Genomic DNA, 17,288 nt, shown 5'->3' with positions numbered 1-17,288 from the left:
CCCTCACCCCAACCCCACTCCCGTAAACGGGAGAGGGGCTCGCAATGCGTCGACTGCTGGTGCACTGCGAGCGCACGCAATCCTGGCCCCTCCCGTTTACGGGAGAGGGGTTGGGGTGAGGGCAGCTTTTCGCGGAAAGTTCGGAAAATCTGAATAGGCGCGACTGCAGTCGCGGTGGATTTTTACTTCGGCTCATCCCGCATGGATAATGGTGTTCTCCAGTGGAAGTGGCGGGGTCGGCGCATTCACATTCGGGTCTGTCCAGGGCCTGGCTGGCTTCGGCCAGCACAGGTGCTGGGCCTGGGGCGGGGTAGGGTGCCAGCGCAGTAGCGTTACGCGGGTTTCCCGGCCTTCCCGCTGTCGCGCCTGCTATCCGGCCATTCATCCCGTAGTTAGCCGGGATATCTGCATTCGCGCAGATCAGTTGCGCAGTTGCCAAGGCAAAAAACCGCTTATACGCGGAAACCCCCGTAAATCCTGCTGCCAGCTGAAGTACCCCATACCTCGGCAGAGGGGTGAGTTGCAATAGGAAAAGAATACTGACAGAATGCACGACCACTCGCGGAAGGGCTCGTTTACGAGAATTCCGCAACCAGCGAAAAGAGGAGCAGGACGCGCCTCGTATTCGCCAGACAAGGACAGGTCGCATGGGAGGCACTCCGTTCAACGGGGTGTTTTTTGTGCGTTTGAACAAGTCTGGGGCGGGCCGGGAAACCGGGCCGCCCTGCTGTTATGAAAGGATTCGCGCGACGGGCAGTGCTTCGGCGCTAAACGTCGTTTTCATGGGGTTCGGCACACATAGGGGCCGAACCTGTCGCTCTTTAGACCCATAGGAATACCGTCATGGCGGACCAAAAGATCCGAATTCGGTTGAAGGCGTTTGATCATCGTTTGATCGACCGTTCGGCCAGCGAGATCGTTGAAACGGCAAAGCGGACCGGCGCGCAAGTGCGTGGCCCGATCCCTCTGCCCACCAAGATCGAGCGTTACACCATCCTCGTCTCCCCGCACGTCGACAAAGACGCGCGTGACCAGTACGAGACCCGCACGCATAAGCGCGTGCTCGATATCGTCGACCCCAACGACAAGACCGTGGACGCGCTGATGAAGCTCGAACTGGCTGCCGGCGTCGACGTTCAGATCAAGCTGACCTAAGGACTACGACCATGACGAAGAAATATTCGTTGGGCTTCGTGGGCCGCAAGGCTGGCATGAGCCGCGTTTTCACTGAAGATGGCCAGTCCATCCCAGTGACCCTGATTGAAGCCACCCCGAACCGCATCGCGCAGATCAAGACCGTCGAAACCGACGGCTACAGCGCCGTGCAGGTGACTGTCGGCGCTCGTCGCGCTGCACTGGTCAACAAGCCGGAAGCTGGTCACCTCGCCAAGGCGAAGGTTGAAGCCGGCCGCGGCCTGTGGGAATTCCGCGTTGAAGACGCACAGATCGGCGATTTCGCCGTCGGTGGCGAAATCAAGGCAGACATCTTTGAAGTCGGCCAGACGGTTGACGTCCAGGGCGTCACCAAGGGTAAGGGCTTCCAGGGCACCATCAAGCGCTACAACTTCCGTATGGGCGATGCAACCCACGGTAACTCGCTGTCGCATCGCGCGCCGGGTTCCTTGGGCCAGCGCCAGACCCCGGGTCGCGTTTTCCCGGGCAAGAAGATGTCCGGCCACATGGGTTCGGTGCAGCAGAGCACGCAGAATCTGGAAGTGGTCAAGGTCGATGTCGAGCGTGGTCTGATTGCCATCCGCGGCGCCGTGCCTGGCGCAGCCGGTGGTGACGTGATCGTGCGTCCGGCTAGCAAGGCATAAGGAGAGATGACGATGGAACTCGTTATCACGGGTAGCAACAACAAGGTCTCGGTCTCCGACGCCGTGTTCGGTCGCGATTTCAGCGAAGATCTGGTTCACCAGGTCGTCGTTGCCTACCGCAACGCCGCACGTTCGGGCACCAAGGCACAGAAGACGCGTTCTGAAGTGGCTGGTACCACCAAGAAGTCGAAGAAGCAGAAGGGTGGTGGCGCTCGTCACGGTGCCCTGACCGCTCCGATCTTCGTCGGCGGTGGTGTCACCTTCGCGGCCAAGCCGCGTAGCTTCGAACAGAAGGTCAATCGTAAGCAGTATCGCGCCGCCATGTGCGCCATCCTGTCCGAGCTGAACCGCCAGGGCCGCCTGACCATCGTTGAGTCGTTCGATGTCGAAGCGACCAGCACCAAGGCTCTGATCACCAAGCTGGCTGGCCTGGAAGTGGGCAAGCGCCCGCTGATCGTCACCGAAGAAGCTTCCGAGCACCTGTACCTGTCGGCTCGCAACATTCCCTACGTGGAAGTGCGTGACGTGCAGGGTCTGGACCCGGTTTCGCTGGTCGGTGCCGACACGGTCGTCATCACCGCTGACGCGGTCAAGAAGGTCGAGGAGTGGCTGGCATGAGCGCCAACGAAAAAATCTTCAGCGTGCTGCGTGCACCGCGAGTCTCTGAAAAGACCGCGCGCCTGCAGGAAATCTCCAACCAATACGTCTTCGAAGTTTCGAACGAAGCCACCAAAGCCGATGTAAAGGCTGCGGTTGAGCAGTTGTTCGACGTCAAGGTCGAGTCGGTCAATGTGCTGAACGTGAAGGGCAAGAACAAGTCCTTCCGTAACCGTGCAGGCCGCCGCGGCGATTGGCGCAAGGCGTATGTGCGTCTCGCCGATGGCCAGTCCATCGATGTAACGGCCAAGGCCTGAGGTACATCCCATGCCATTGATGAAATTCAAACCCACTTCTCCCGGCCGCCGTTCGGCCGTGCGCGTGGTCACTCCTGATCTGCACAAAGGCGCGCCGCATGCTGCGTTGCTGGAGCCGCAGAGCAAGTCCGGCGGTCGTAACCATCACGGCCGTATCACCACCCGTCACGTTGGTGGTGGTCACAAGCAGCACTACCGTCTGATCGACTTCAAGCGCAACAAGGAAGGCATTCCGGCACGCGTGGAACGTATCGAATACGATCCGAACCGCACTGCCCATATCGCCCTGCTGTGCTACGTCGACGGCGAGCGTCGCTACATCATCGCCCCGAAGGGCCTGAAGGCTGGTGACCAGGTCATCTCGGGCGCTCACGCCCCGATCAAGACCGGTAACACCTTGCCGCTGCGCAACATCCCGGTCGGTACCACCGTCCACGGGATCGAGCTGAAGCCGGGCAAGGGCGCTCAGATCGCTCGTGCTGCTGGTGCAGGCGTGCAGCTGGTCGCTCGTGAAGGTATCTACGCCACCCTGCGTCTGCGCTCGGGTGAAATGCGTAAGGTGCCGGTCGAATGCCGCGCCACCATTGGTGAAGTCGGTAACGACGAGCACAACCTGGAAAAGCTGGGCAAAGCTGGTGCCAAGCGCTGGCGCGGCGTCAAGCCGACCGTCCGCGGTGCGGCCATGAACCCGGTGGATCACCCGCACGGTGGTGGTGAAGCCAAGGCCGGCCAGGGTAATCCGCATCCGGTCACCCCGTGGGGTGTTCCGACCAAGGGTTACAAGACGCGCCATAACAAGCGCACTCAGCAGTTCATCGTCCGCGATCGTAGGGGCTAATCGACCATGGCACGTTCACTTAAGAAGGGCCCGTTCGTCGATCACCACCTCGTCAAGAAGGTGGAGGCCGCTGCGGGTAGCAAGAAGCCGATCAAGACCTGGTCGCGCCGTTCGATGATCCTGCCGGAAATGGTAGGCGTCACCATCGCCGTTCATAACGGTAAGAACCACGTTCCAGTGCTCGTCAACGAGAACATGGTCGGTCACAAGCTCGGCGAATTTGCCGTCACCCGGACCTTCAAGGGTCACGGTGGCGACAAGAAGTCGGGCAAGTAAGGAGAGATGACAATGGAAGCGAAAGCAATCCTGCGCTCCGCGCGCATCTCTGCGCAGAAAGCCCGTCTGGTCGCTGACCAGGTGCGCGGTCTGCCGGCCGAGCGTGCGGTCAACCTGCTGAAGTTTTCGGATAAGAAGGCTGCCCACCTGATCAAGAAGGTGGTGGAGTCGGCTATCGCAAACGCCGAAAACAACCAGGGCGCTGACGTCGACGAGCTGAAGGTCCAGACCATCATGGTAGATGAAGGTCCGACCCTGAAGCGTTTCATGGCGCGGGCGAAAGGCCGCGGTACCCGCATCCTCAAGCGCACCAGCCACATCACTGTGGTTGTGGGCGCCGGCAAGTAAGCGGAAAGGATAAAGACCATGGGTCATAAAGTTCATCCGGTTGGTATCCGCCTCGGTATTTCCAAGGACTGGAACTCCAAGTGGTACGCCAACAAGGCCGAGTTTGCTGGTTACCTGGCAGCCGACCTGAAAGTTCGCGAGATGCTGCGCAAGAAGCTTGCTCAGGCCGGTATCTCCAAGATCCTCATCGAGCGTCCGGCAAAGACGGCTCGCGTGACGATCCACACCGCCCGTCCGGGCGTGGTGATCGGCAAGCGTGGTGAGGACATCGAAAAGCTGCGTAAGGAAGTGAGCGAAATGATGGGCGTCCCGGCGCACATCAACGTCACCGAAGTGCGCAAGCCGGAGTTGGACGCACAGCTGGTTGCCGAGTCGATCGCGCAGCAGCTGGAGCGCCGCATCATGTTCCGCCGTGCAATGAAGCGCTCGGTCGGCAACGCGATGCGCCTGGGTGCCCTGGGCATCAAGGTCAACGTCGGCGGCCGCTTGAACGGCGCTGAAATCGCCCGTTCGGAGTGGTACCGCGAAGGCCGCGTGCCGTTGCACACCCTGCGTGCGGATATCGACTACGGTTTCGCTGAAGCCAGCACCACCTACGGCATCATCGGCATCAAGGTTTGGATCTACAAGGGTGAAGTCTTTGATTTCTCCCAGGTTGGCCAGGAAAAGCAGGACGACAGCCCGCGCAACGATCGTAACGATCGCGGCGACCGCGGTGACCGTCCGTCGCGCCCGGCTCGTGAAGCGAGGTAACGGCAATGTTGCAACCCAAGCGAACCAAATACCGCAAGATGTTCAAGGGCCGCAATGACGGCCTGAGCTGGAGCGCCAACGCCGTCAGCTTCGGCGAGTTCGGCCTGAAGGCTACTGCCCACGGTCAGCTGACCGCGCGTCAGATCGAAGCGGCTCGCCGCTCGATCAGCCGCTACGTCAAGCGCGGTGGCAAGATGTGGATCCGTGTGTTCCCCGACAAGCCGATCACCAAGAAGCCCATCGAAGTCCGAATGGGTGCTGGTAAGGGTGGCGTGGAATACTGGGTCGCTCAGATCCAGCCGGGCCGCATGATTTATGAAGTCGAGGGTGTGACCGAGGAAGTGGCACGCGAGGCGTTCCGCCTGGCCGCTGCCAAGCTCTCGGTGACCACCACTTTCGTAACCCGGACGGTGCGCTGATGGACATCAAACAACTCCGCGAGAAGTCGGCTGACGAACTCAAGGCCCACCTGACCGACCTGCGTAAGGAGCAGTTCTCGCTCCGTATGCAGCAGGTCACCGGCCAGCTGCCGAAGACCCACGAAACCCGCCGGGTGCGTCGCGAGATTGCTCGCGTCAAGCACCTGATCGGCAGCACGAAGTAAGGATGGCTGCTATGAGCGAAAATACTGAAAAGAAGACGCTGCGCACGGTCGAAGGCCGTGTCGTCAGCAACAAGATGGACAAGACGGTCACCGTGTTGGTGGAGCGCCAGGTCAAGCACCCGTTGTACGGCAAGTACATCAAGCGCTCGTCCAAGCTGCACGCACACGACGCCGACAACACCTGTAAAGAAGGTGATGTCGTTCGTGTGACCGAGATTGCTCCGATGTCCAAGACCAAGAACTGGCGCGTGGTGGAAGTCATCACGCGTGCGGCTGAATAAGGAGATCTGACTCATGATCCAGATGCAGAGCTACCTTGATGCTGCGGACAATTCCGGTGCCAAGGAACTGATGTGCATCAAGGTGCTTGGTGGTTCCAAGCGCCGTTATGCCCACATCGGCGACATCATCAAGGTCACCGTGAAGGACGCAATCCCGCGCGGCAAAGTCAAGAAGGGTGAAGTGTATGACGCCGTCGTGGTGCGTACCCGTAAGGGTGTGCGTCGCGCCGATGGCTCGCTGATCCGTTTCGACGGCAACGCTGCGGTCCTGCTCAACAACAAGCAAGAGCCGATCGGCACCCGCATCTTCGGACCGGTGACCCGTGAACTTCGTTCCGAGAAGTTCATGAAGATCGTCTCGCTCGCTCCCGAAGTTCTGTGAGCGCCAGGAGATAATCATGGCTAACCGTATCAAGAAGGGCGACCAGGTCGTCGTCAACACCGGCAAGGACAAGGGCAAGCAGGGCGAAGTCGTCCGCGTCGACGGCGATCGTGTGATCGTCGCCAACGTGAACATCGTCAAGCGCCACACCAAGCCGAACCCGCAGGCAGGCGTTGCCGGCGGCGTGGTCGAGCGTGAAGCGTCGATCCATATCTCCAACGTGAATGTGCTGAACCCGGCTTCGGGCAAGGGCGAGCGCGTTGGCTTCAAGGTGCTGGAGGATGGACGCAAACTGCGTGTGTTCCGCTCCAGCGGTGAGGCGCTCGACGCCTAAGGACTGACCGATGAATTCACGTCTCGAAAAGTTTTACAAGGAAGAAGTGGTACCGGCGCTGACCAAGCAGTTCGGTTACACCAATCCGATGCAGGTCCCGCGTCTGGTCAAGGTCACCTTGAACATGGGCGTTGGTGAAGCTGCGACCAACAAGAAGGTTCTTGAGAACGCCGTTGGCGACATGACCAAGATCACCGGCCAGAAGCCGGTCATCACCAAGTCGCGCGTCTCGGTGGCATCGTTCAAGATCCGTGATGGTTGGCCGATCGGCTGCAAGGTCACGCTGCGTCGTGACACCATGTTTGAGTTCCTGGATCGCCTGATCAACATCTCGCTGCCGCGCGTGCGTGACTTCCGCGGCGTGTCGGGTCGTTCGTTCGACGGTCGTGGTAACTTCAACATGGGTGTGAAGGAACAGATCATCTTCCCGGAAATCGACTTCGACGCCGTCGACGCGATCCGCGGTATGGATATCGCCATCACCACCACCGCCAAGACCGATGCGGAAGCGAAGGCGCTGCTCGCAGCGTTCAAGTTCCCGTTCCGTAACTGATTCGTCGAGGATACCGAAATGGCAAAGACCTCAATGGTCAACCGCGACATCAAGCGGAAGAAGCTGGCTCTGAAGTTCGCCGACAAGCGTGCAGCTCTGAAGAAGATCGTGTCCTCGGTGGACGCGAGCTACGAAGAGAAGGCTGAAGCCGTGATCAAGTTGTCGAAGCTGCCGCGCGATTCGTCGCCGAGCCGCCATCGCAACCGTTGCGAACTGTCGGGCCGTCCGCGTGGCGTGTACAGCAAGTTCGGCCTGGGCCGCAACAAGCTGCGCGAAGCCACCATGCGCGGTGACGTGCCGGGCCTGCGCAAGGCAAGCTGGTAAGTAACAACCGGGTCGGGCCGCAAGGCCCGATCCGGCCGCCGGAAGGGCAACCTGAAGGAAAAACAAAAAGTCCGACGCAAGTCGGGCTTTTTGTCGTATAATCCCGCTCCTTGCCTGCCCGAAACAGGCGGCAGGTGCGTCAAGGGCCCTGGCCCATCCCAGGAAAACACAAGATTTTCGCGAAAGCGGATATCGGTGCACTCAAAGGTATCTACATGAGCATGACTGATCCCATCGCCGACCTGCTGGTACGCATTCGAAATGCGGCCGCGGTTGGCAAGCAGACGGTGAAAGCCCCGTCGTCCAAGGTCAAGGTGGCTATTGCCCAGGTCCTGAAGGACGAGGGTTACATCACTGACCTGCGCGTCAACAACATCGAAAACAACAAGGCCGAGCTCGAAATCGTCCTGAAGTATTTCGAAGGCAAGCCGGTCATCGCGACCCTGAAGCGCTTCTCGCGTTCGGGTCTGCGCCAGTACCGTGGCAAGTCCGAGCTGCCGAAGGTCATGAATGGCCTGGGTATTTCGATCATTTCCACCTCCAAGGGCATCATGACTGATGCGCAGGCGCGCCAGTTGGGCGTCGGCGGCGAAGTCCTGTGCTTCGTGGCCTAAGGGAAGGAGTCCACTATGTCCCGTGTAGCCAAGAAGCCGATCAACCTGCCCAAGGGCGTTGAACTGACCATCCAGCCGGAAGTTGTGAGCGTGAAGGGCCCGAAGGGCACCTTGTCGCTGAACAAGACCGCTGGCGTTGAAATCACTCTCGACAACGGCGTTGCCACGCTGAGCCCGAAGGACATCTCCTTCGACGCGCTGGCCGGCACCGTGCGTGCGATCCTGGCCAACATGGTGCAGGGCGTGTCCGAAGGCTTCGAGCGCAAGCTTGAGCTGGTCGGCGTGGGTTACCGCGCTGCCATGCAGGGCAAGGACCTGAACCTGTCGCTGGGCTTCTCCCATCCTGTCCTGTTCGTGGCGCCGGAAGGCATCACCATCTCGACCCCGACGCAGACTGAAATCGTCGTGCAGGGCGTGGACAAGCAGGTTGTTGGTGAAGTTGCCGCCAAGATCCGTGGCTTCCGTCCGCCGGAGCCCTATAAGGGCAAGGGTGTGAAGTACGCCGGTGAAGTCATCATTCGCAAGGAAGCCAAGAAGGCCTAATTCTTAGGTTTTCAGCTTTCGAGGATAAAGAACATGAACAAGAACATCGCCCGTCTGCGTCGCGCCAAGTCGACCCGTTCGCACATCCGTACCCTGGGTGTTGCGCGCTTGTCGGTCCTGCGCACCGGTCAGCACCTGTACGCACAGATCTTCACTGCCGACGGTTCGCTGGTGCTGGCTGCTGCCAACACCGCACAGGCCGACGTCAAGGAAGGCCTGAAGAGCGGCAAGAACATGGAAGCCGCCACCAAGGTTGGCAAGCTGATTGCAGAGCGCGCCAAGGCTGCCGGTATCGAGAAGGTCGCTTTCGACCGCTCGGGCTACCGCTACCACGGTCGCATCAAGGCTCTTGCTGATGCTGCCCGCGAAGGCGGCCTGCAGTTCTAAGCAATACGGGAAAGGGGCCTTTGGCCCCTTTCCGCCTGCCTGCCGGTACGGGTTTGTACCGGGCGCCCTTCGTTCTTCTGCAGCGTCTGGCGATTCATTGCGTCACTACACAACCATAAGCGGCTTCGAGCCGTACATAACCCAATCAATCAAGGAATCGAAATGGCAGAAGAGCGTCAGCAGCGGGGTCGCGATCGCGACCGTAACCGCGAAGAGAAAGTCGACGACGGCATGATCGAAAAGCTGGTCGCGGTCAACCGCGTCAGCAAGACCGTCAAGGGCGGTCGCCAGTTCACCTTCACCGCACTGACCGTGGTCGGTGATGGCGAAGGCAAGGTTGGCTTCGGTTACGGCAAGGCACGCGAAGTGCCGGTCGCCATCCAGAAGTCGATGGAGCAGGCTCGCAAGAACCAGGTCAGCGTTGATCTGAACAACGGCACGTTGTGGCACACCATCAAGGATGGTCACGGCGCAGCTCGCGTGTTCATGCAGCCGGCTTCGGAAGGTACTGGCGTCATCGCCGGCGGTGCCATGCGCGCCGTGCTGGAAGCCGTTGGCGTCAAGAACGTGCTGGCCAAGGCTGTGGGTTCGCGTAACCCGATCAACCTGGTCCGTGCCACCCTGAAGGGTCTGGCAGGTGCACAGTCCCCGGCCCGTATTGCTGCCAAGCGCGGCAAGAAGGTGGAGGATCTGAACCATGGCTAATGAAGTCGCCAAGACCGTCAAGGTGCGCCTCGTGCGCGGCCTGCGTGGCACCCAGTCGCGTCACCGCCTGTCGGTGCGTGCCCTGGGCCTGAACAAGCTCAATGATGTGCGTGAACTGAAAGACAGCCCGCAGGTTCGCGGTCTGATCAACAAGGTTCAGTACCTCGTCCAGGTTGAGGAGTAATCGACCATGACTATGCGTCTCAATGAACTGAGCCCGGCACCGGGCGCTCGTACCGTGCGCACCCGCGTCGGTCGCGGCATCGGCTCCGGTCTGGGCAAGACCTGCGGCCGCGGCCACAAGGGTTCGTTCGCTCGTAAGGGCGGCGGCAAGATCAAGGCTGGCTTCGAAGGCGGCCAGACCCCGATGCAGCGTCGTCTGCCGAAGATCGGCTTCTTCTCGCACAAGGCCAAGGACACTGCAGAAGTGCTGTCCTACCACCTTGATCGCCTGGAAGCTGGTGAGATCGACCTGGCCGCACTGCGTGCAGCCAAGCTGATCCCGTCGACCGCGAAGAAGGCCAAGGTCGTCTTCAAGGGCGAGCTGAGCAAGGCATTCACCCTGAAGGGTATTGCTGCTACTGCCGGCGCCAAGGCCGCGATCGAAGCTGCCGGCGGCAGCGTACAGGAGTAACTGGAACATGGCGCAAGCTGGCATCGGTAACCTCGCGGCAGGGGCAGGCAAGTTCACTGAACTTCGCCAGCGCCTCCTGTTCGTACTTGGGGCATTGCTCGTCTATCGCATCGGCTGTTATGTGCCGGTGCCGGGCGTCAATCCCGAGGCCATGCTTGCGCTGATGCAGGCGCAGGGCGGCGGCATCGTGGACATGTTCAACATGTTCTCGGGCGGCGCCCTGCACCGTTTCAGTATCTTCGCGTTGAATGTGATGCCGTATATTTCGGCATCCATCGTGATGCAGCTGGCGGTCCACATCTTCCCGGCCTTGAAGGCCATGCAGAAGGAAGGTGAGTCTGGTCGTCGCAAGATCACCCAGTATTCGCGCATTGGCGCGGTGCTCCTGGCGGTAGTGCAGGGCGGCAGTATCGCGCTGGCACTGCAGAACCAGGTGTCGCCGGGCGGCGCACCGGTGGTGTATGCCCCGGGTATGGGCTTCGTGTTGACCGCGATCATCGCGCTCACCGCAGGCACCATCTTCCTGATGTGGGTTGGTGAGCAGGTGACTGAGCGTGGCATCGGCAACGGTGTGTCGCTGATCATCTTCGCAGGCATCGTGGCTGGTTTGCCGGCTGCTGTGATCCACACCGTCGAAGCCTACCGTGACGGCAACATGAGCTTCATCTCGTTGCTGATCATCGTGCTGGTGGTGCTGGCTTTCACCTACTTCGTGGTGTTCGTGGAGCGCGGTCAGCGCCGTATAACGGTCAATTACGCTCGCCGCCAGGGTGGCCGTAATGCCTATATGAACCAGACCTCGTTCCTGCCGTTGAAGCTCAACATGGCAGGCGTGATCCCGGCGATCTTCGCATCCAGCATCCTTGCCTTCCCGGCAACGCTGGCGATGTGGTCCGGTCAGGCCAGCTCGGCTACGTGGTTGCAGAAGGTGGCAAACGCGCTGGGTCCGGGCGAGCCGCTGCACATGATCGTGTTCGCCGCGCTGATCAGTGGTTTTGCGTTCTTTTACACCGCGCTGGTGTTCAACTCGCAGGAAACCGCTGACAACCTGAAGAAGTCGGGTGCGCTGATTCCGGGCATCCGTCCGGGCAAGGCCACCGCTGACTACATCGATGCCGTGCTGACCCGTCTGACGGCTGCTGGTTCGCTGTACCTGGTGATCGTCTGCTTGCTGCCGGAAATCATGCGCACCCAGCTCAACGCTTCCTTCTACTTCGGCGGCACCTCGCTGCTGATCGTGGTGGTGGTGGTGATGGATTTCATCGCGCAGGTTCAGGCACATCTGATGTCGCACCAGTACGAGAGCCTGTTGAAGAAGGCCAACCTGAAGGGCGGCAACCGCGGCGGTTTTGCACGCGGCTGATTCACCGGTTATACTTTCCGCTTCATAGCGAGAAACCCGCTCCGGTTCCCGGGGCGGCTTTCCAAACAGAAGGGCGGCCCCTGCAGCGGTTTCGGGTGGGGGTGTGATGTGGTTGTTCCGCGCGGGAGTAGCGCGGGCGGCTTGGAGATCTCTCTCCTTGCCAGGCACATCCGGCGCCGGAGCATGGGCACACTCCCCACGCCGGGCTTGTGGAACTGTATGTTCCACGGGCTTCCAAGCAAACCGAAGCCTTGTTAGTATCGCTAGTTCACATTTTTGATCCATCCTGCCGGATTGGCGCGCCTCATGGTGCGTATTCGGCCATCACTCAGCTGGAGAACCGCGTCATGGCGCGTATTGCAGGCGTCAACCTGCCAGCCCAGAAGCATGTCTGGGTCGGGTTGCAAAGCATTTACGGCATCGGCCGTACCCGTTCGAAGAAGGTCTGCGAAGTCGCAGGCGTTGCTTCGACCACCAAGATCCGCGATTTGTCGGAGCCGGAAATCGAGCGTCTGCGTCTCGAAGTCGGCAAGTACATTGTCGAAGGCGATCTGCGCCGCGAAATCGGTATCGCAATCAAGCGTCTGATGGACCTGGGTTGCTACCGCGGCCTGCGTCATCGTCGCGGTCTGCCGCTGCGTGGCCAGCGTACCCGTACCAACGCCCGCACCCGTAAGGGTCCGCGCAAGGCGATCAGGAAGTAAGGGACCTAAGAAATGGCTAAGCCCGCTGCTGCAAAAACCAAGAAGAAGATCAAGCGCGTCATCACTGATGGCGTTGCCCACGTCCACGCTTCGTTCAACAACACCATCGTGACCATCACCGACCGCCAGGGCAATGCACTGTCCTGGGCGACCTCCGGTGGCGCTGGCTTCCGTGGTTCGCGTAAGTCGACTCCGTTTGCTGCTCAGGTTGCCGCCGAAAAGGCTGGCAAGGCTGCGCTGGATTACGGCTTGAAGTCGCTGGAAGTCCGCATCAAGGGTCCGGGTCCGGGCCGTGAGTCGGCCGTACGTTCGTTGAACAACGTCGGCTATAAGATCACCAACATCATCGACGTGACGCCAATCCCGCACAACGGGTGCCGTCCGCCGAAGAAGCGTCGCGTCTAAAGGAGCGATAAGAAATGGCTCGTTATATCGGTCCTACCTGTAAGCTCGCCCGCCGCGAAGGCGCCGACCTCTCTCTGAAGAGCCCGGCCCGCGCGTTGGATTCCAAGTGCAAGCTGGAGCAGAAGCCCGGCCAGCACGGCGCCACTGCCCGTAAGGGCAAGCTGTCCGACTACGCTACCCAGCTGCGCGAAAAGCAGAAGGTCAAGCGTATCTACGGTCTGCTGGAGCGTCAGTTCCGCAACTACTACAAGAAGGCCTCGACCAAGAAGGGCAACACCGGCGAGAACCTGCTGCAGTTGTTGGAAACCCGTCTGGACAACGTCGTCTACCGCATGGGCTTCGCAGTGACCCGTCCGGCTGCTCGTCAGCTGGTCTCGCACCGCGGTGTCACGGTCAACGGCAAGTCGGTCAACCTGGCTTCGTACCAGATCAAGGCCGGCGACGCGATTGCGCTGTCTGAAAAGGCTGCCAAGCAGCTGCGCGTCCAGGAAGCCCTGGTCGTTGCCGAACAGCATGACCTCAGCCCGTCGTGGGTCGAAGTCGATTCGAAGAAGTTCAGTGGCGTCTTCAAGGCTGTGCCGGATCGTGCGGACCTGCCTGCGGATATCAACGAAGCGCTGATCGTCGAGTTGTATTCGAAGTAATTCACAATGGAGAACCTCCGGGTTGCACCGGAGGTTCGCAGGAGAACCCGCAACATGACGGTTACCGCAAACCAGGTTCTGCGTCCTCGCGGTCCGCAGATCGAACGCCTTACCGAGACCCGCGCCAAGGTCGTGATCGAGCCTTTGGAGCGTGGTTACGGGCATACGCTGGGCAACGCCCTGCGTCGCGTGCTGCTGTCGTCCATCCCGGGCTTCGCCATTACCGAAGTCGAGATCGACGGCGTGTTGCACGAGTACACCACTCTGGAAGGCCTGCAGGAAGACGTGCTTGACGTCCTGCTGAACCTGAAAGACGTGGCGATCCGTATGCACACCGGCGACAGCGCCACCGTTTCCCTGTCCAAGCAGGGTCCGGGTGTTGTCACCGCTGCCGACATCAAGGTTGACCACAACGTCGAAGTGATCAACGGCGACCATGTGATCTGCAACCTGACCAAAGATACGTCGATCAACATGCGTCTGAAGGTCGAGCGCGGTTTCGGCTACCAGCCGGCTGCCGCACGTCGTCGTCCGGACGAAGAATCGCGTGCGATTGGTCGTCTGGTGCTGGACGCTTCGTTCTCGCCGGTCCGCCGCGTCGCTTATGCGGTGGAAGCCGCTCGCGTCGAACAGCGTACCGATCTGGACAAGCTGGTCATTGATATCGAAACCAACGGCACGATCGATGCCGAGGAAGCTGTCCGCACTGCGGCCGACATCCTCAGCGATCAGCTGTCGGTGTTCGGTGATTTCACCCACCGCGACCGCGGTGCGGCCAAGCCGGCCAACAACGGCGTGGATCCGGTGCTGCTGCGCCCGATCGACGACCTGGAGCTGACCGTGCGTTCGGCCAACTGCCTCAAGGCTGAGAGCATTTACTACATCGGCGATCTGATCCAGAAGACCGAAGTTGAACTGCTCAAGACCCCGAACCTCGGCAAGAAGTCGCTGACCGAGATCAAGGAAGTGCTGGCCCAGCGCGGTTTGTCGCTCGGCATGAAGCTGGAGAACTGGCCGCCGGCCGGTGTCGCCGCTCACGGCATGCTCGGCTGATAAGTAATACCTGTTCCCCCGCATGGGCGACCATGCGGGGGAATATTGTTTCAGCAGTACCCGCATTGACGGTTAAACAACGCCGCAATGCCGGTCGTCCAGGACGGGCGACCAGGACCATCCGCAGTCCACTTTCAACGCCAGGATGGCGACAACGATGTCCAACGTCTCACCATTAACCAAGGAATACACCCATGCGTCATATGAAGTCGGGCCGCAAGTTCAACCGTACCAGCGCCCACCGCGAAGCAATGTTCAAGAACATGGCTGCGTCGCTGTTCAAGCACCAGCTGATCAAGACCACCCTGCCGAAGGCCAAGGAACTGCGCCGCGTTGCCGAGCCGCTGATCACCCTGGCCAAGGTTGATTCGGTTGCCAACCGTCGTCTGGCGTTCGCCCGCCTGCGTGACAAGGAAGCCGTAGGCGTCCTGTTCACCATCCTGGGCCCGCGCTACGCCAACCGTCCGGGCGGCTACCTGCGCCTGCTGAAGTGCGGTTTCCGCGCTGGCGATAACGCTCCGATGGCCTACGTTGAACTGGTTGACCGTCCGGTCGCCGTTGCGGAAGAAGTCGGCGAGTAATCGCACGCTTCCGTCCATCGACGGATGCAAGAGAAGCCCGGCCAACGCCGGGCTTTTTTGTTTATGTGGTTACAGCTGCCATCACTGCTGATCGCGCGGGGAGGGCCTGTTACTCTTGTTGCATTGTTCAATCCGGAAAGTTGCGATGAACCCTTTGCGTTGGAGTTTTCGCGCGCAGTGCCTGCTGGGCTTGCTGACCTGTGCTGGCCTGCTCGCATTTGCGATCTACATGCAGATCCAGATGGGGCTGGAGCCGTGCCCGCTGTGCATCTACCAACGCATCGCATTTGCAGCCGTAGGCGTGCTGTTCCTGCTCGGTGCGCTGCACGGGCCGTCCAGTCGCGGCGGCCGTGCCGGCTATGGCGTCTTGACGTTCCTGGCAGCTTTGGTGGGCATCGGCATCGCCGGGCGCCATGTCTACGTACAGTTGTTGCCGAAGGACCTTGGCAGCAGTTGCGGTCCGCCGCTTAGCTTCCTCGCCGAAACCATGGGCCCGTTCGAAGTGTTCCGCACCGTGCTGACCGGTACCGGTGACTGCGGCAACATCGACTGGACCTTCCTCGGCCTGAGCATGCCGATGTGGAGCCTGGTGTGGTTTGTACTGCTTGCGGGTTGGGCGCTGTATGCCGGCCTGCGGACACGTAAAAAACGTTTGATCTGACTCTTTCACTTCTTCAACTGGTATCTGCATGAACGCTTCTTCCTCCCCGTCATCCGTCGCCACCACCAGCAGCTGGGCGCCGGATAGCTGGCGTGGCAAGCCCGCGCTGCAGATGCCGACCTATCCTGATGCGCAGGCGCTGGAGGCGGCGCTGGGCGAGTTGCGGCAGCTGCCGCCGCTGGTGACCTCGTGGGAGATCTTCGCGCTCAAGCAGCAGCTGGCCGAGGCGCAGGAAGGCAAGCGTTTCCTGCTGCAGGGCGGTGACTGTGCGGAGAACTTCGTAGATTGCGAATCGGGGACGATTTCCAACCGGCTCAAGGTGCTGCTGCAGATGAGCCTGGTGATGGTGCACGGCCTGCGCATGCCGGTGATCCGCGTTGGCCGCTTTGCCGGCCAGTACGCCAAGCCGCGTTCGGCTGATACCGAAACCCGCGACGGAGTGACCTTGCCCAGCTATCGCGGCGACGTGATCAATGCGCCTGCGTTCACCGAAGCTGCTCGCGTGCCCGACCCGCAGCGGATGATCACCGCGCACTCGCGCTCGGCGCTGACGATGAACTTCGTGCGTGCGCTGATCGATGGTGGCTTCGCCGACCTGCATCACCCCGAGTACTGGAACCTGGCGTGGATGCGCTGCTCGCCGCTGGCCGAGGAGTACCAGAAGATGGTGGTCTCGATTGGTGACGCGGTGCGCTTCATGGAGACCTTGTCGGGCTCGCAGGTGCACAACCTCAACCGCGTGGACTTCTACACCTCGCACGAGGCATTGCTGCTGCCGTACGAGCAGGCGCTGACCCGGCAGGTGCCGCGCCAGAGCGGCTGGTTCAACCTGAGCACGCATTACCCGTGGATCGGCATGCGTACCGCGGCGCTGGATGGCGCACACGTCGAGTACCTGCGCGGCGTACGTAACCCGATTGCGATCAAGGTGGGGCCGTCGGTGCAGCCGGATCAGCTGCTGCGTTTGATCGATGTACTGAATCCCGAAGACGAACCGGGCCGGCTGAGCTTCATCCATCGCATGGGTGCGGCGCAGATCGCCGATAAGCTGCCGCCGCTGCTGGATGCGATCAAGCGCGATGGTCGCCGTGTGCTGTGGGTCTGCGACGCCATGCACGGAAATACCGAGAGCACCAGCAACGGCTATAAGACCCGGCGTTTTGACAACATCCGTAGCGAGGTTGAGATGTCCTTCGACCTCCACGCAGCGGCCGGCACGCGCCTGGGTGGCGTGCACCTGGAGCTAACCGGCGAAGATGTCACCGAATGCACGGGCGGCGCCCGTGAGCTCACTGAGCGCGATCTGGAGCGTGCCTACCGTTCCAGCGTCGACCCGCGCCTGAACTACGAGCAGTCGCTGGAGATCGCGATGGCGATCGTCCGCAAGCAAGGCTGACGGCCGCACCTGTCTGTAGTGCCGAGCCACGCTCGGCAGAGGCGTTACCGGCAGGGCGTCACCTGTAGTGGGGGGGGCGCGCGCGGGGGCGGGGGGCGCCGGCGAGCGCGATAGCCCCCCCGCCCCCGCCGCCCGCACACCTCCGGCCCCACGCCAGCACCGCGACGCGCGACC

Annotated in this window: 29 protein-coding genes; all 29 read left to right on the top strand. The window is 61.0% G+C overall.

Translation table 11 applies throughout. From position 1 onward, the window contains the following. Positions 1–843 precede the first annotated feature (843 nt). The 29 genes from rpsJ (at position 844) to ACVOLR_RS09640 (ending at position 17,114) form a co-directional block, all read left to right on the top strand. The gene (gene rpsJ / locus ACVOLR_RS09780) at positions 844–1,155 is read left to right on the top strand and encodes a 30S ribosomal protein S10 (protein ID WP_010341589.1); all 312 of its coding nucleotides are present in this window, start codon (positions 844–846) and stop codon (positions 1,153–1,155) included. Between the two features lie 11 nt (positions 1,156–1,166). Continuing rightward, positions 1,167–1,817, top strand: coding sequence for a 50S ribosomal protein L3 (gene rplC / locus ACVOLR_RS09775; protein ID WP_057629588.1), 651 nt, complete (start codon positions 1,167–1,169; stop codon positions 1,815–1,817). Positions 1,818–1,829: 12 nt separating this feature from the next. Continuing rightward, entirely contained in the window at positions 1,830–2,435 is a 606-nt protein-coding gene (gene rplD, locus ACVOLR_RS09770; RefSeq protein WP_481513039.1) for a 50S ribosomal protein L4, read from the top strand. Further along, positions 2,432–2,731, top strand: coding sequence for a 50S ribosomal protein L23 (rplW, locus tag ACVOLR_RS09765; RefSeq protein ID WP_057629589.1), 300 nt, complete (start codon positions 2,432–2,434; stop codon positions 2,729–2,731). Before rplD ends, rplW begins: the two co-directional genes overlap by 4 nt. 10 nt (positions 2,732–2,741) lie before the next feature. Then, complete coding sequence (gene rplB, locus ACVOLR_RS09760) at positions 2,742–3,569, top strand: 50S ribosomal protein L2 (RefSeq protein WP_057629590.1); 828 nt, start codon at positions 2,742–2,744, stop codon at positions 3,567–3,569. 6 nt (positions 3,570–3,575) lie between these two features. Continuing rightward, on the top strand, positions 3,576–3,845 hold the full coding sequence (rpsS, locus tag ACVOLR_RS09755) for a 30S ribosomal protein S19 (RefSeq protein WP_057629591.1): 270 nt from the start codon (positions 3,576–3,578) through the stop codon (positions 3,843–3,845). 12 nt (positions 3,846–3,857) lie between these two features. Beyond that, positions 3,858–4,193, top strand: coding sequence for a 50S ribosomal protein L22 (rplV, locus tag ACVOLR_RS09750; protein WP_017355410.1), 336 nt, complete (start codon positions 3,858–3,860; stop codon positions 4,191–4,193). 18 nt (positions 4,194–4,211) lie between these two features. Then, positions 4,212–4,946, top strand: coding sequence for a 30S ribosomal protein S3 (gene rpsC / locus ACVOLR_RS09745; RefSeq protein WP_057629592.1), 735 nt, complete (start codon positions 4,212–4,214; stop codon positions 4,944–4,946). A 5-nt stretch (positions 4,947–4,951) separates the two neighbouring features. Next, entirely contained in the window at positions 4,952–5,365 is a 414-nt protein-coding gene (gene rplP, locus ACVOLR_RS09740; RefSeq protein WP_282270271.1) for a 50S ribosomal protein L16, read from the top strand. Continuing rightward, positions 5,365–5,550: a 50S ribosomal protein L29 gene (rpmC, locus tag ACVOLR_RS09735; protein ID WP_054657204.1), complete on the top strand. Its 186-nt coding sequence runs from the start codon at positions 5,365–5,367 to the stop codon at positions 5,548–5,550. Before rplP ends, rpmC begins: the two co-directional genes overlap by 1 nt. 11 nt (positions 5,551–5,561) lie before the next feature. Then, a complete protein-coding gene (gene rpsQ / locus ACVOLR_RS09730) occupies positions 5,562–5,831 on the top strand; it encodes a 30S ribosomal protein S17 (protein WP_481516752.1) in 270 nt (89 codons plus the stop codon). Positions 5,832–5,844: 13 nt separating this feature from the next. Then, a complete protein-coding gene (rplN, locus tag ACVOLR_RS09725; protein WP_019186153.1) occupies positions 5,845–6,213 on the top strand; it encodes a 50S ribosomal protein L14 in 369 nt (122 codons plus the stop codon). A 16-nt stretch (positions 6,214–6,229) separates the two neighbouring features. Then, positions 6,230–6,547, top strand: coding sequence for a 50S ribosomal protein L24 (gene rplX, locus ACVOLR_RS09720; RefSeq protein ID WP_017355416.1), 318 nt, complete (start codon positions 6,230–6,232; stop codon positions 6,545–6,547). A gap of 10 nt (positions 6,548–6,557) precedes the next feature. Further along, positions 6,558–7,100, top strand: coding sequence for a 50S ribosomal protein L5 (gene rplE, locus ACVOLR_RS09715; protein WP_057629596.1), 543 nt, complete (start codon positions 6,558–6,560; stop codon positions 7,098–7,100). 18 nt (positions 7,101–7,118) lie between these two features. Further along, entirely contained in the window at positions 7,119–7,424 is a 306-nt protein-coding gene (gene rpsN / locus ACVOLR_RS09710) for a 30S ribosomal protein S14 (protein ID WP_481513037.1), read from the top strand. A 215-nt stretch (positions 7,425–7,639) separates the two neighbouring features. Further along, entirely contained in the window at positions 7,640–8,038 is a 399-nt protein-coding gene (rpsH, locus tag ACVOLR_RS09705; protein WP_481513036.1) for a 30S ribosomal protein S8, read from the top strand. A 15-nt stretch (positions 8,039–8,053) separates the two neighbouring features. After that, entirely contained in the window at positions 8,054–8,581 is a 528-nt protein-coding gene (rplF, locus tag ACVOLR_RS09700) for a 50S ribosomal protein L6 (RefSeq protein ID WP_481536270.1), read from the top strand. A gap of 33 nt (positions 8,582–8,614) precedes the next feature. Continuing rightward, the gene (gene rplR, locus ACVOLR_RS09695) at positions 8,615–8,968 is read left to right on the top strand and encodes a 50S ribosomal protein L18 (protein ID WP_303749035.1); all 354 of its coding nucleotides are present in this window, start codon (positions 8,615–8,617) and stop codon (positions 8,966–8,968) included. Positions 8,969–9,130: 162 nt separating this feature from the next. Continuing rightward, positions 9,131–9,673: a 30S ribosomal protein S5 gene (gene rpsE / locus ACVOLR_RS09690; protein WP_057629601.1), complete on the top strand. Its 543-nt coding sequence runs from the start codon at positions 9,131–9,133 to the stop codon at positions 9,671–9,673. Further along, complete coding sequence (rpmD, locus tag ACVOLR_RS09685) at positions 9,666–9,857, top strand: 50S ribosomal protein L30 (protein WP_481513035.1); 192 nt, start codon at positions 9,666–9,668, stop codon at positions 9,855–9,857. The genes rpsE and rpmD overlap by 8 nt, the downstream gene beginning before the upstream one ends. Before the next feature lie 6 nt (positions 9,858–9,863). Continuing rightward, positions 9,864–10,307, top strand: a complete 444-nt coding sequence (gene rplO / locus ACVOLR_RS09680) for a 50S ribosomal protein L15 (RefSeq protein ID WP_481516750.1) — start codon at positions 9,864–9,866, stop codon at positions 10,305–10,307. A gap of 7 nt (positions 10,308–10,314) precedes the next feature. Next, entirely contained in the window at positions 10,315–11,670 is a 1,356-nt protein-coding gene (gene secY / locus ACVOLR_RS09675; RefSeq protein WP_481536269.1) for a preprotein translocase subunit SecY, read from the top strand. Between the two features lie 347 nt (positions 11,671–12,017). Beyond that, positions 12,018–12,374, top strand: coding sequence for a 30S ribosomal protein S13 (rpsM, locus tag ACVOLR_RS09670; RefSeq protein ID WP_057633111.1), 357 nt, complete (start codon positions 12,018–12,020; stop codon positions 12,372–12,374). A gap of 12 nt (positions 12,375–12,386) precedes the next feature. Next, positions 12,387–12,779 (top strand): 30S ribosomal protein S11, encoded by a 393-nt coding sequence (gene rpsK / locus ACVOLR_RS09665; protein WP_057629606.1) that lies wholly within the window; start codon positions 12,387–12,389, stop codon positions 12,777–12,779. Between the two features lie 14 nt (positions 12,780–12,793). Next, positions 12,794–13,423, top strand: a complete 630-nt coding sequence (gene rpsD, locus ACVOLR_RS09660; RefSeq protein WP_057629607.1) for a 30S ribosomal protein S4 — start codon at positions 12,794–12,796, stop codon at positions 13,421–13,423. 54 nt (positions 13,424–13,477) lie between these two features. Then, positions 13,478–14,476 carry a DNA-directed RNA polymerase subunit alpha gene (locus tag ACVOLR_RS09655; RefSeq protein WP_481530580.1) on the top strand — a complete coding sequence of 333 codons (999 nt, stop codon included), beginning with the start codon at positions 13,478–13,480 and terminating at the stop codon, positions 14,474–14,476. Positions 14,477–14,670: 194 nt separating this feature from the next. Beyond that, positions 14,671–15,057, top strand: a complete 387-nt coding sequence (gene rplQ / locus ACVOLR_RS09650; protein ID WP_303749039.1) for a 50S ribosomal protein L17 — start codon at positions 14,671–14,673, stop codon at positions 15,055–15,057. Positions 15,058–15,202: 145 nt separating this feature from the next. Beyond that, on the top strand, positions 15,203–15,718 hold the full coding sequence (locus ACVOLR_RS09645) for a disulfide bond formation protein B (RefSeq protein ID WP_481536268.1): 516 nt from the start codon (positions 15,203–15,205) through the stop codon (positions 15,716–15,718). A 28-nt stretch (positions 15,719–15,746) separates the two neighbouring features. Then, positions 15,747–17,114, top strand: coding sequence for a class II 3-deoxy-7-phosphoheptulonate synthase (locus tag ACVOLR_RS09640; RefSeq protein WP_481536267.1), 1,368 nt, complete (start codon positions 15,747–15,749; stop codon positions 17,112–17,114). Positions 17,115–17,288: the final 174 nt, after the last annotated feature.

This window comes from Stenotrophomonas sp. STEN030, from assembly GCF_056759995.1.
The sequence above is the reverse complement of the archived record's forward strand: the minus strand, read 5'-3'. Positions and strand labels throughout refer to the sequence as shown.

Coding starts and splice junctions, on each gene's coding strand:
- rpsJ (WP_010341589.1), top strand. CDS start 844: ATGGCGGACCAAAAGATCCGAATTCGGTTGAAGGCGTTTGATCATCGT.
- rplC (WP_057629588.1), top strand. CDS start 1,167: ATGACGAAGAAATATTCGTTGGGCTTCGTGGGCCGCAAGGCTGGCATG.
- rplD (WP_481513039.1), top strand. CDS start 1,830: ATGGAACTCGTTATCACGGGTAGCAACAACAAGGTCTCGGTCTCCGAC.
- rplW (WP_057629589.1), top strand. CDS start 2,432: ATGAGCGCCAACGAAAAAATCTTCAGCGTGCTGCGTGCACCGCGAGTC.
- rplB (WP_057629590.1), top strand. CDS start 2,742: ATGCCATTGATGAAATTCAAACCCACTTCTCCCGGCCGCCGTTCGGCC.
- rpsS (WP_057629591.1), top strand. CDS start 3,576: ATGGCACGTTCACTTAAGAAGGGCCCGTTCGTCGATCACCACCTCGTC.
- rplV (WP_017355410.1), top strand. CDS start 3,858: ATGGAAGCGAAAGCAATCCTGCGCTCCGCGCGCATCTCTGCGCAGAAA.
- rpsC (WP_057629592.1), top strand. CDS start 4,212: ATGGGTCATAAAGTTCATCCGGTTGGTATCCGCCTCGGTATTTCCAAG.
- rplP (WP_282270271.1), top strand. CDS start 4,952: ATGTTGCAACCCAAGCGAACCAAATACCGCAAGATGTTCAAGGGCCGC.
- rpmC (WP_054657204.1), top strand. CDS start 5,365: ATGGACATCAAACAACTCCGCGAGAAGTCGGCTGACGAACTCAAGGCC.
- rpsQ (WP_481516752.1), top strand. CDS start 5,562: ATGAGCGAAAATACTGAAAAGAAGACGCTGCGCACGGTCGAAGGCCGT.
- rplN (WP_019186153.1), top strand. CDS start 5,845: ATGATCCAGATGCAGAGCTACCTTGATGCTGCGGACAATTCCGGTGCC.
- rplX (WP_017355416.1), top strand. CDS start 6,230: ATGGCTAACCGTATCAAGAAGGGCGACCAGGTCGTCGTCAACACCGGC.
- rplE (WP_057629596.1), top strand. CDS start 6,558: ATGAATTCACGTCTCGAAAAGTTTTACAAGGAAGAAGTGGTACCGGCG.
- rpsN (WP_481513037.1), top strand. CDS start 7,119: ATGGCAAAGACCTCAATGGTCAACCGCGACATCAAGCGGAAGAAGCTG.
- rpsH (WP_481513036.1), top strand. CDS start 7,640: ATGAGCATGACTGATCCCATCGCCGACCTGCTGGTACGCATTCGAAAT.
- rplF (WP_481536270.1), top strand. CDS start 8,054: ATGTCCCGTGTAGCCAAGAAGCCGATCAACCTGCCCAAGGGCGTTGAA.
- rplR (WP_303749035.1), top strand. CDS start 8,615: ATGAACAAGAACATCGCCCGTCTGCGTCGCGCCAAGTCGACCCGTTCG.
- rpsE (WP_057629601.1), top strand. CDS start 9,131: ATGGCAGAAGAGCGTCAGCAGCGGGGTCGCGATCGCGACCGTAACCGC.
- rpmD (WP_481513035.1), top strand. CDS start 9,666: ATGGCTAATGAAGTCGCCAAGACCGTCAAGGTGCGCCTCGTGCGCGGC.
- rplO (WP_481516750.1), top strand. CDS start 9,864: ATGACTATGCGTCTCAATGAACTGAGCCCGGCACCGGGCGCTCGTACC.
- secY (WP_481536269.1), top strand. CDS start 10,315: ATGGCGCAAGCTGGCATCGGTAACCTCGCGGCAGGGGCAGGCAAGTTC.
- rpsM (WP_057633111.1), top strand. CDS start 12,018: ATGGCGCGTATTGCAGGCGTCAACCTGCCAGCCCAGAAGCATGTCTGG.
- rpsK (WP_057629606.1), top strand. CDS start 12,387: ATGGCTAAGCCCGCTGCTGCAAAAACCAAGAAGAAGATCAAGCGCGTC.
- rpsD (WP_057629607.1), top strand. CDS start 12,794: ATGGCTCGTTATATCGGTCCTACCTGTAAGCTCGCCCGCCGCGAAGGC.
- ACVOLR_RS09655 (WP_481530580.1), top strand. CDS start 13,478: ATGACGGTTACCGCAAACCAGGTTCTGCGTCCTCGCGGTCCGCAGATC.
- rplQ (WP_303749039.1), top strand. CDS start 14,671: ATGCGTCATATGAAGTCGGGCCGCAAGTTCAACCGTACCAGCGCCCAC.
- ACVOLR_RS09645 (WP_481536268.1), top strand. CDS start 15,203: ATGAACCCTTTGCGTTGGAGTTTTCGCGCGCAGTGCCTGCTGGGCTTG.
- ACVOLR_RS09640 (WP_481536267.1), top strand. CDS start 15,747: ATGAACGCTTCTTCCTCCCCGTCATCCGTCGCCACCACCAGCAGCTGG.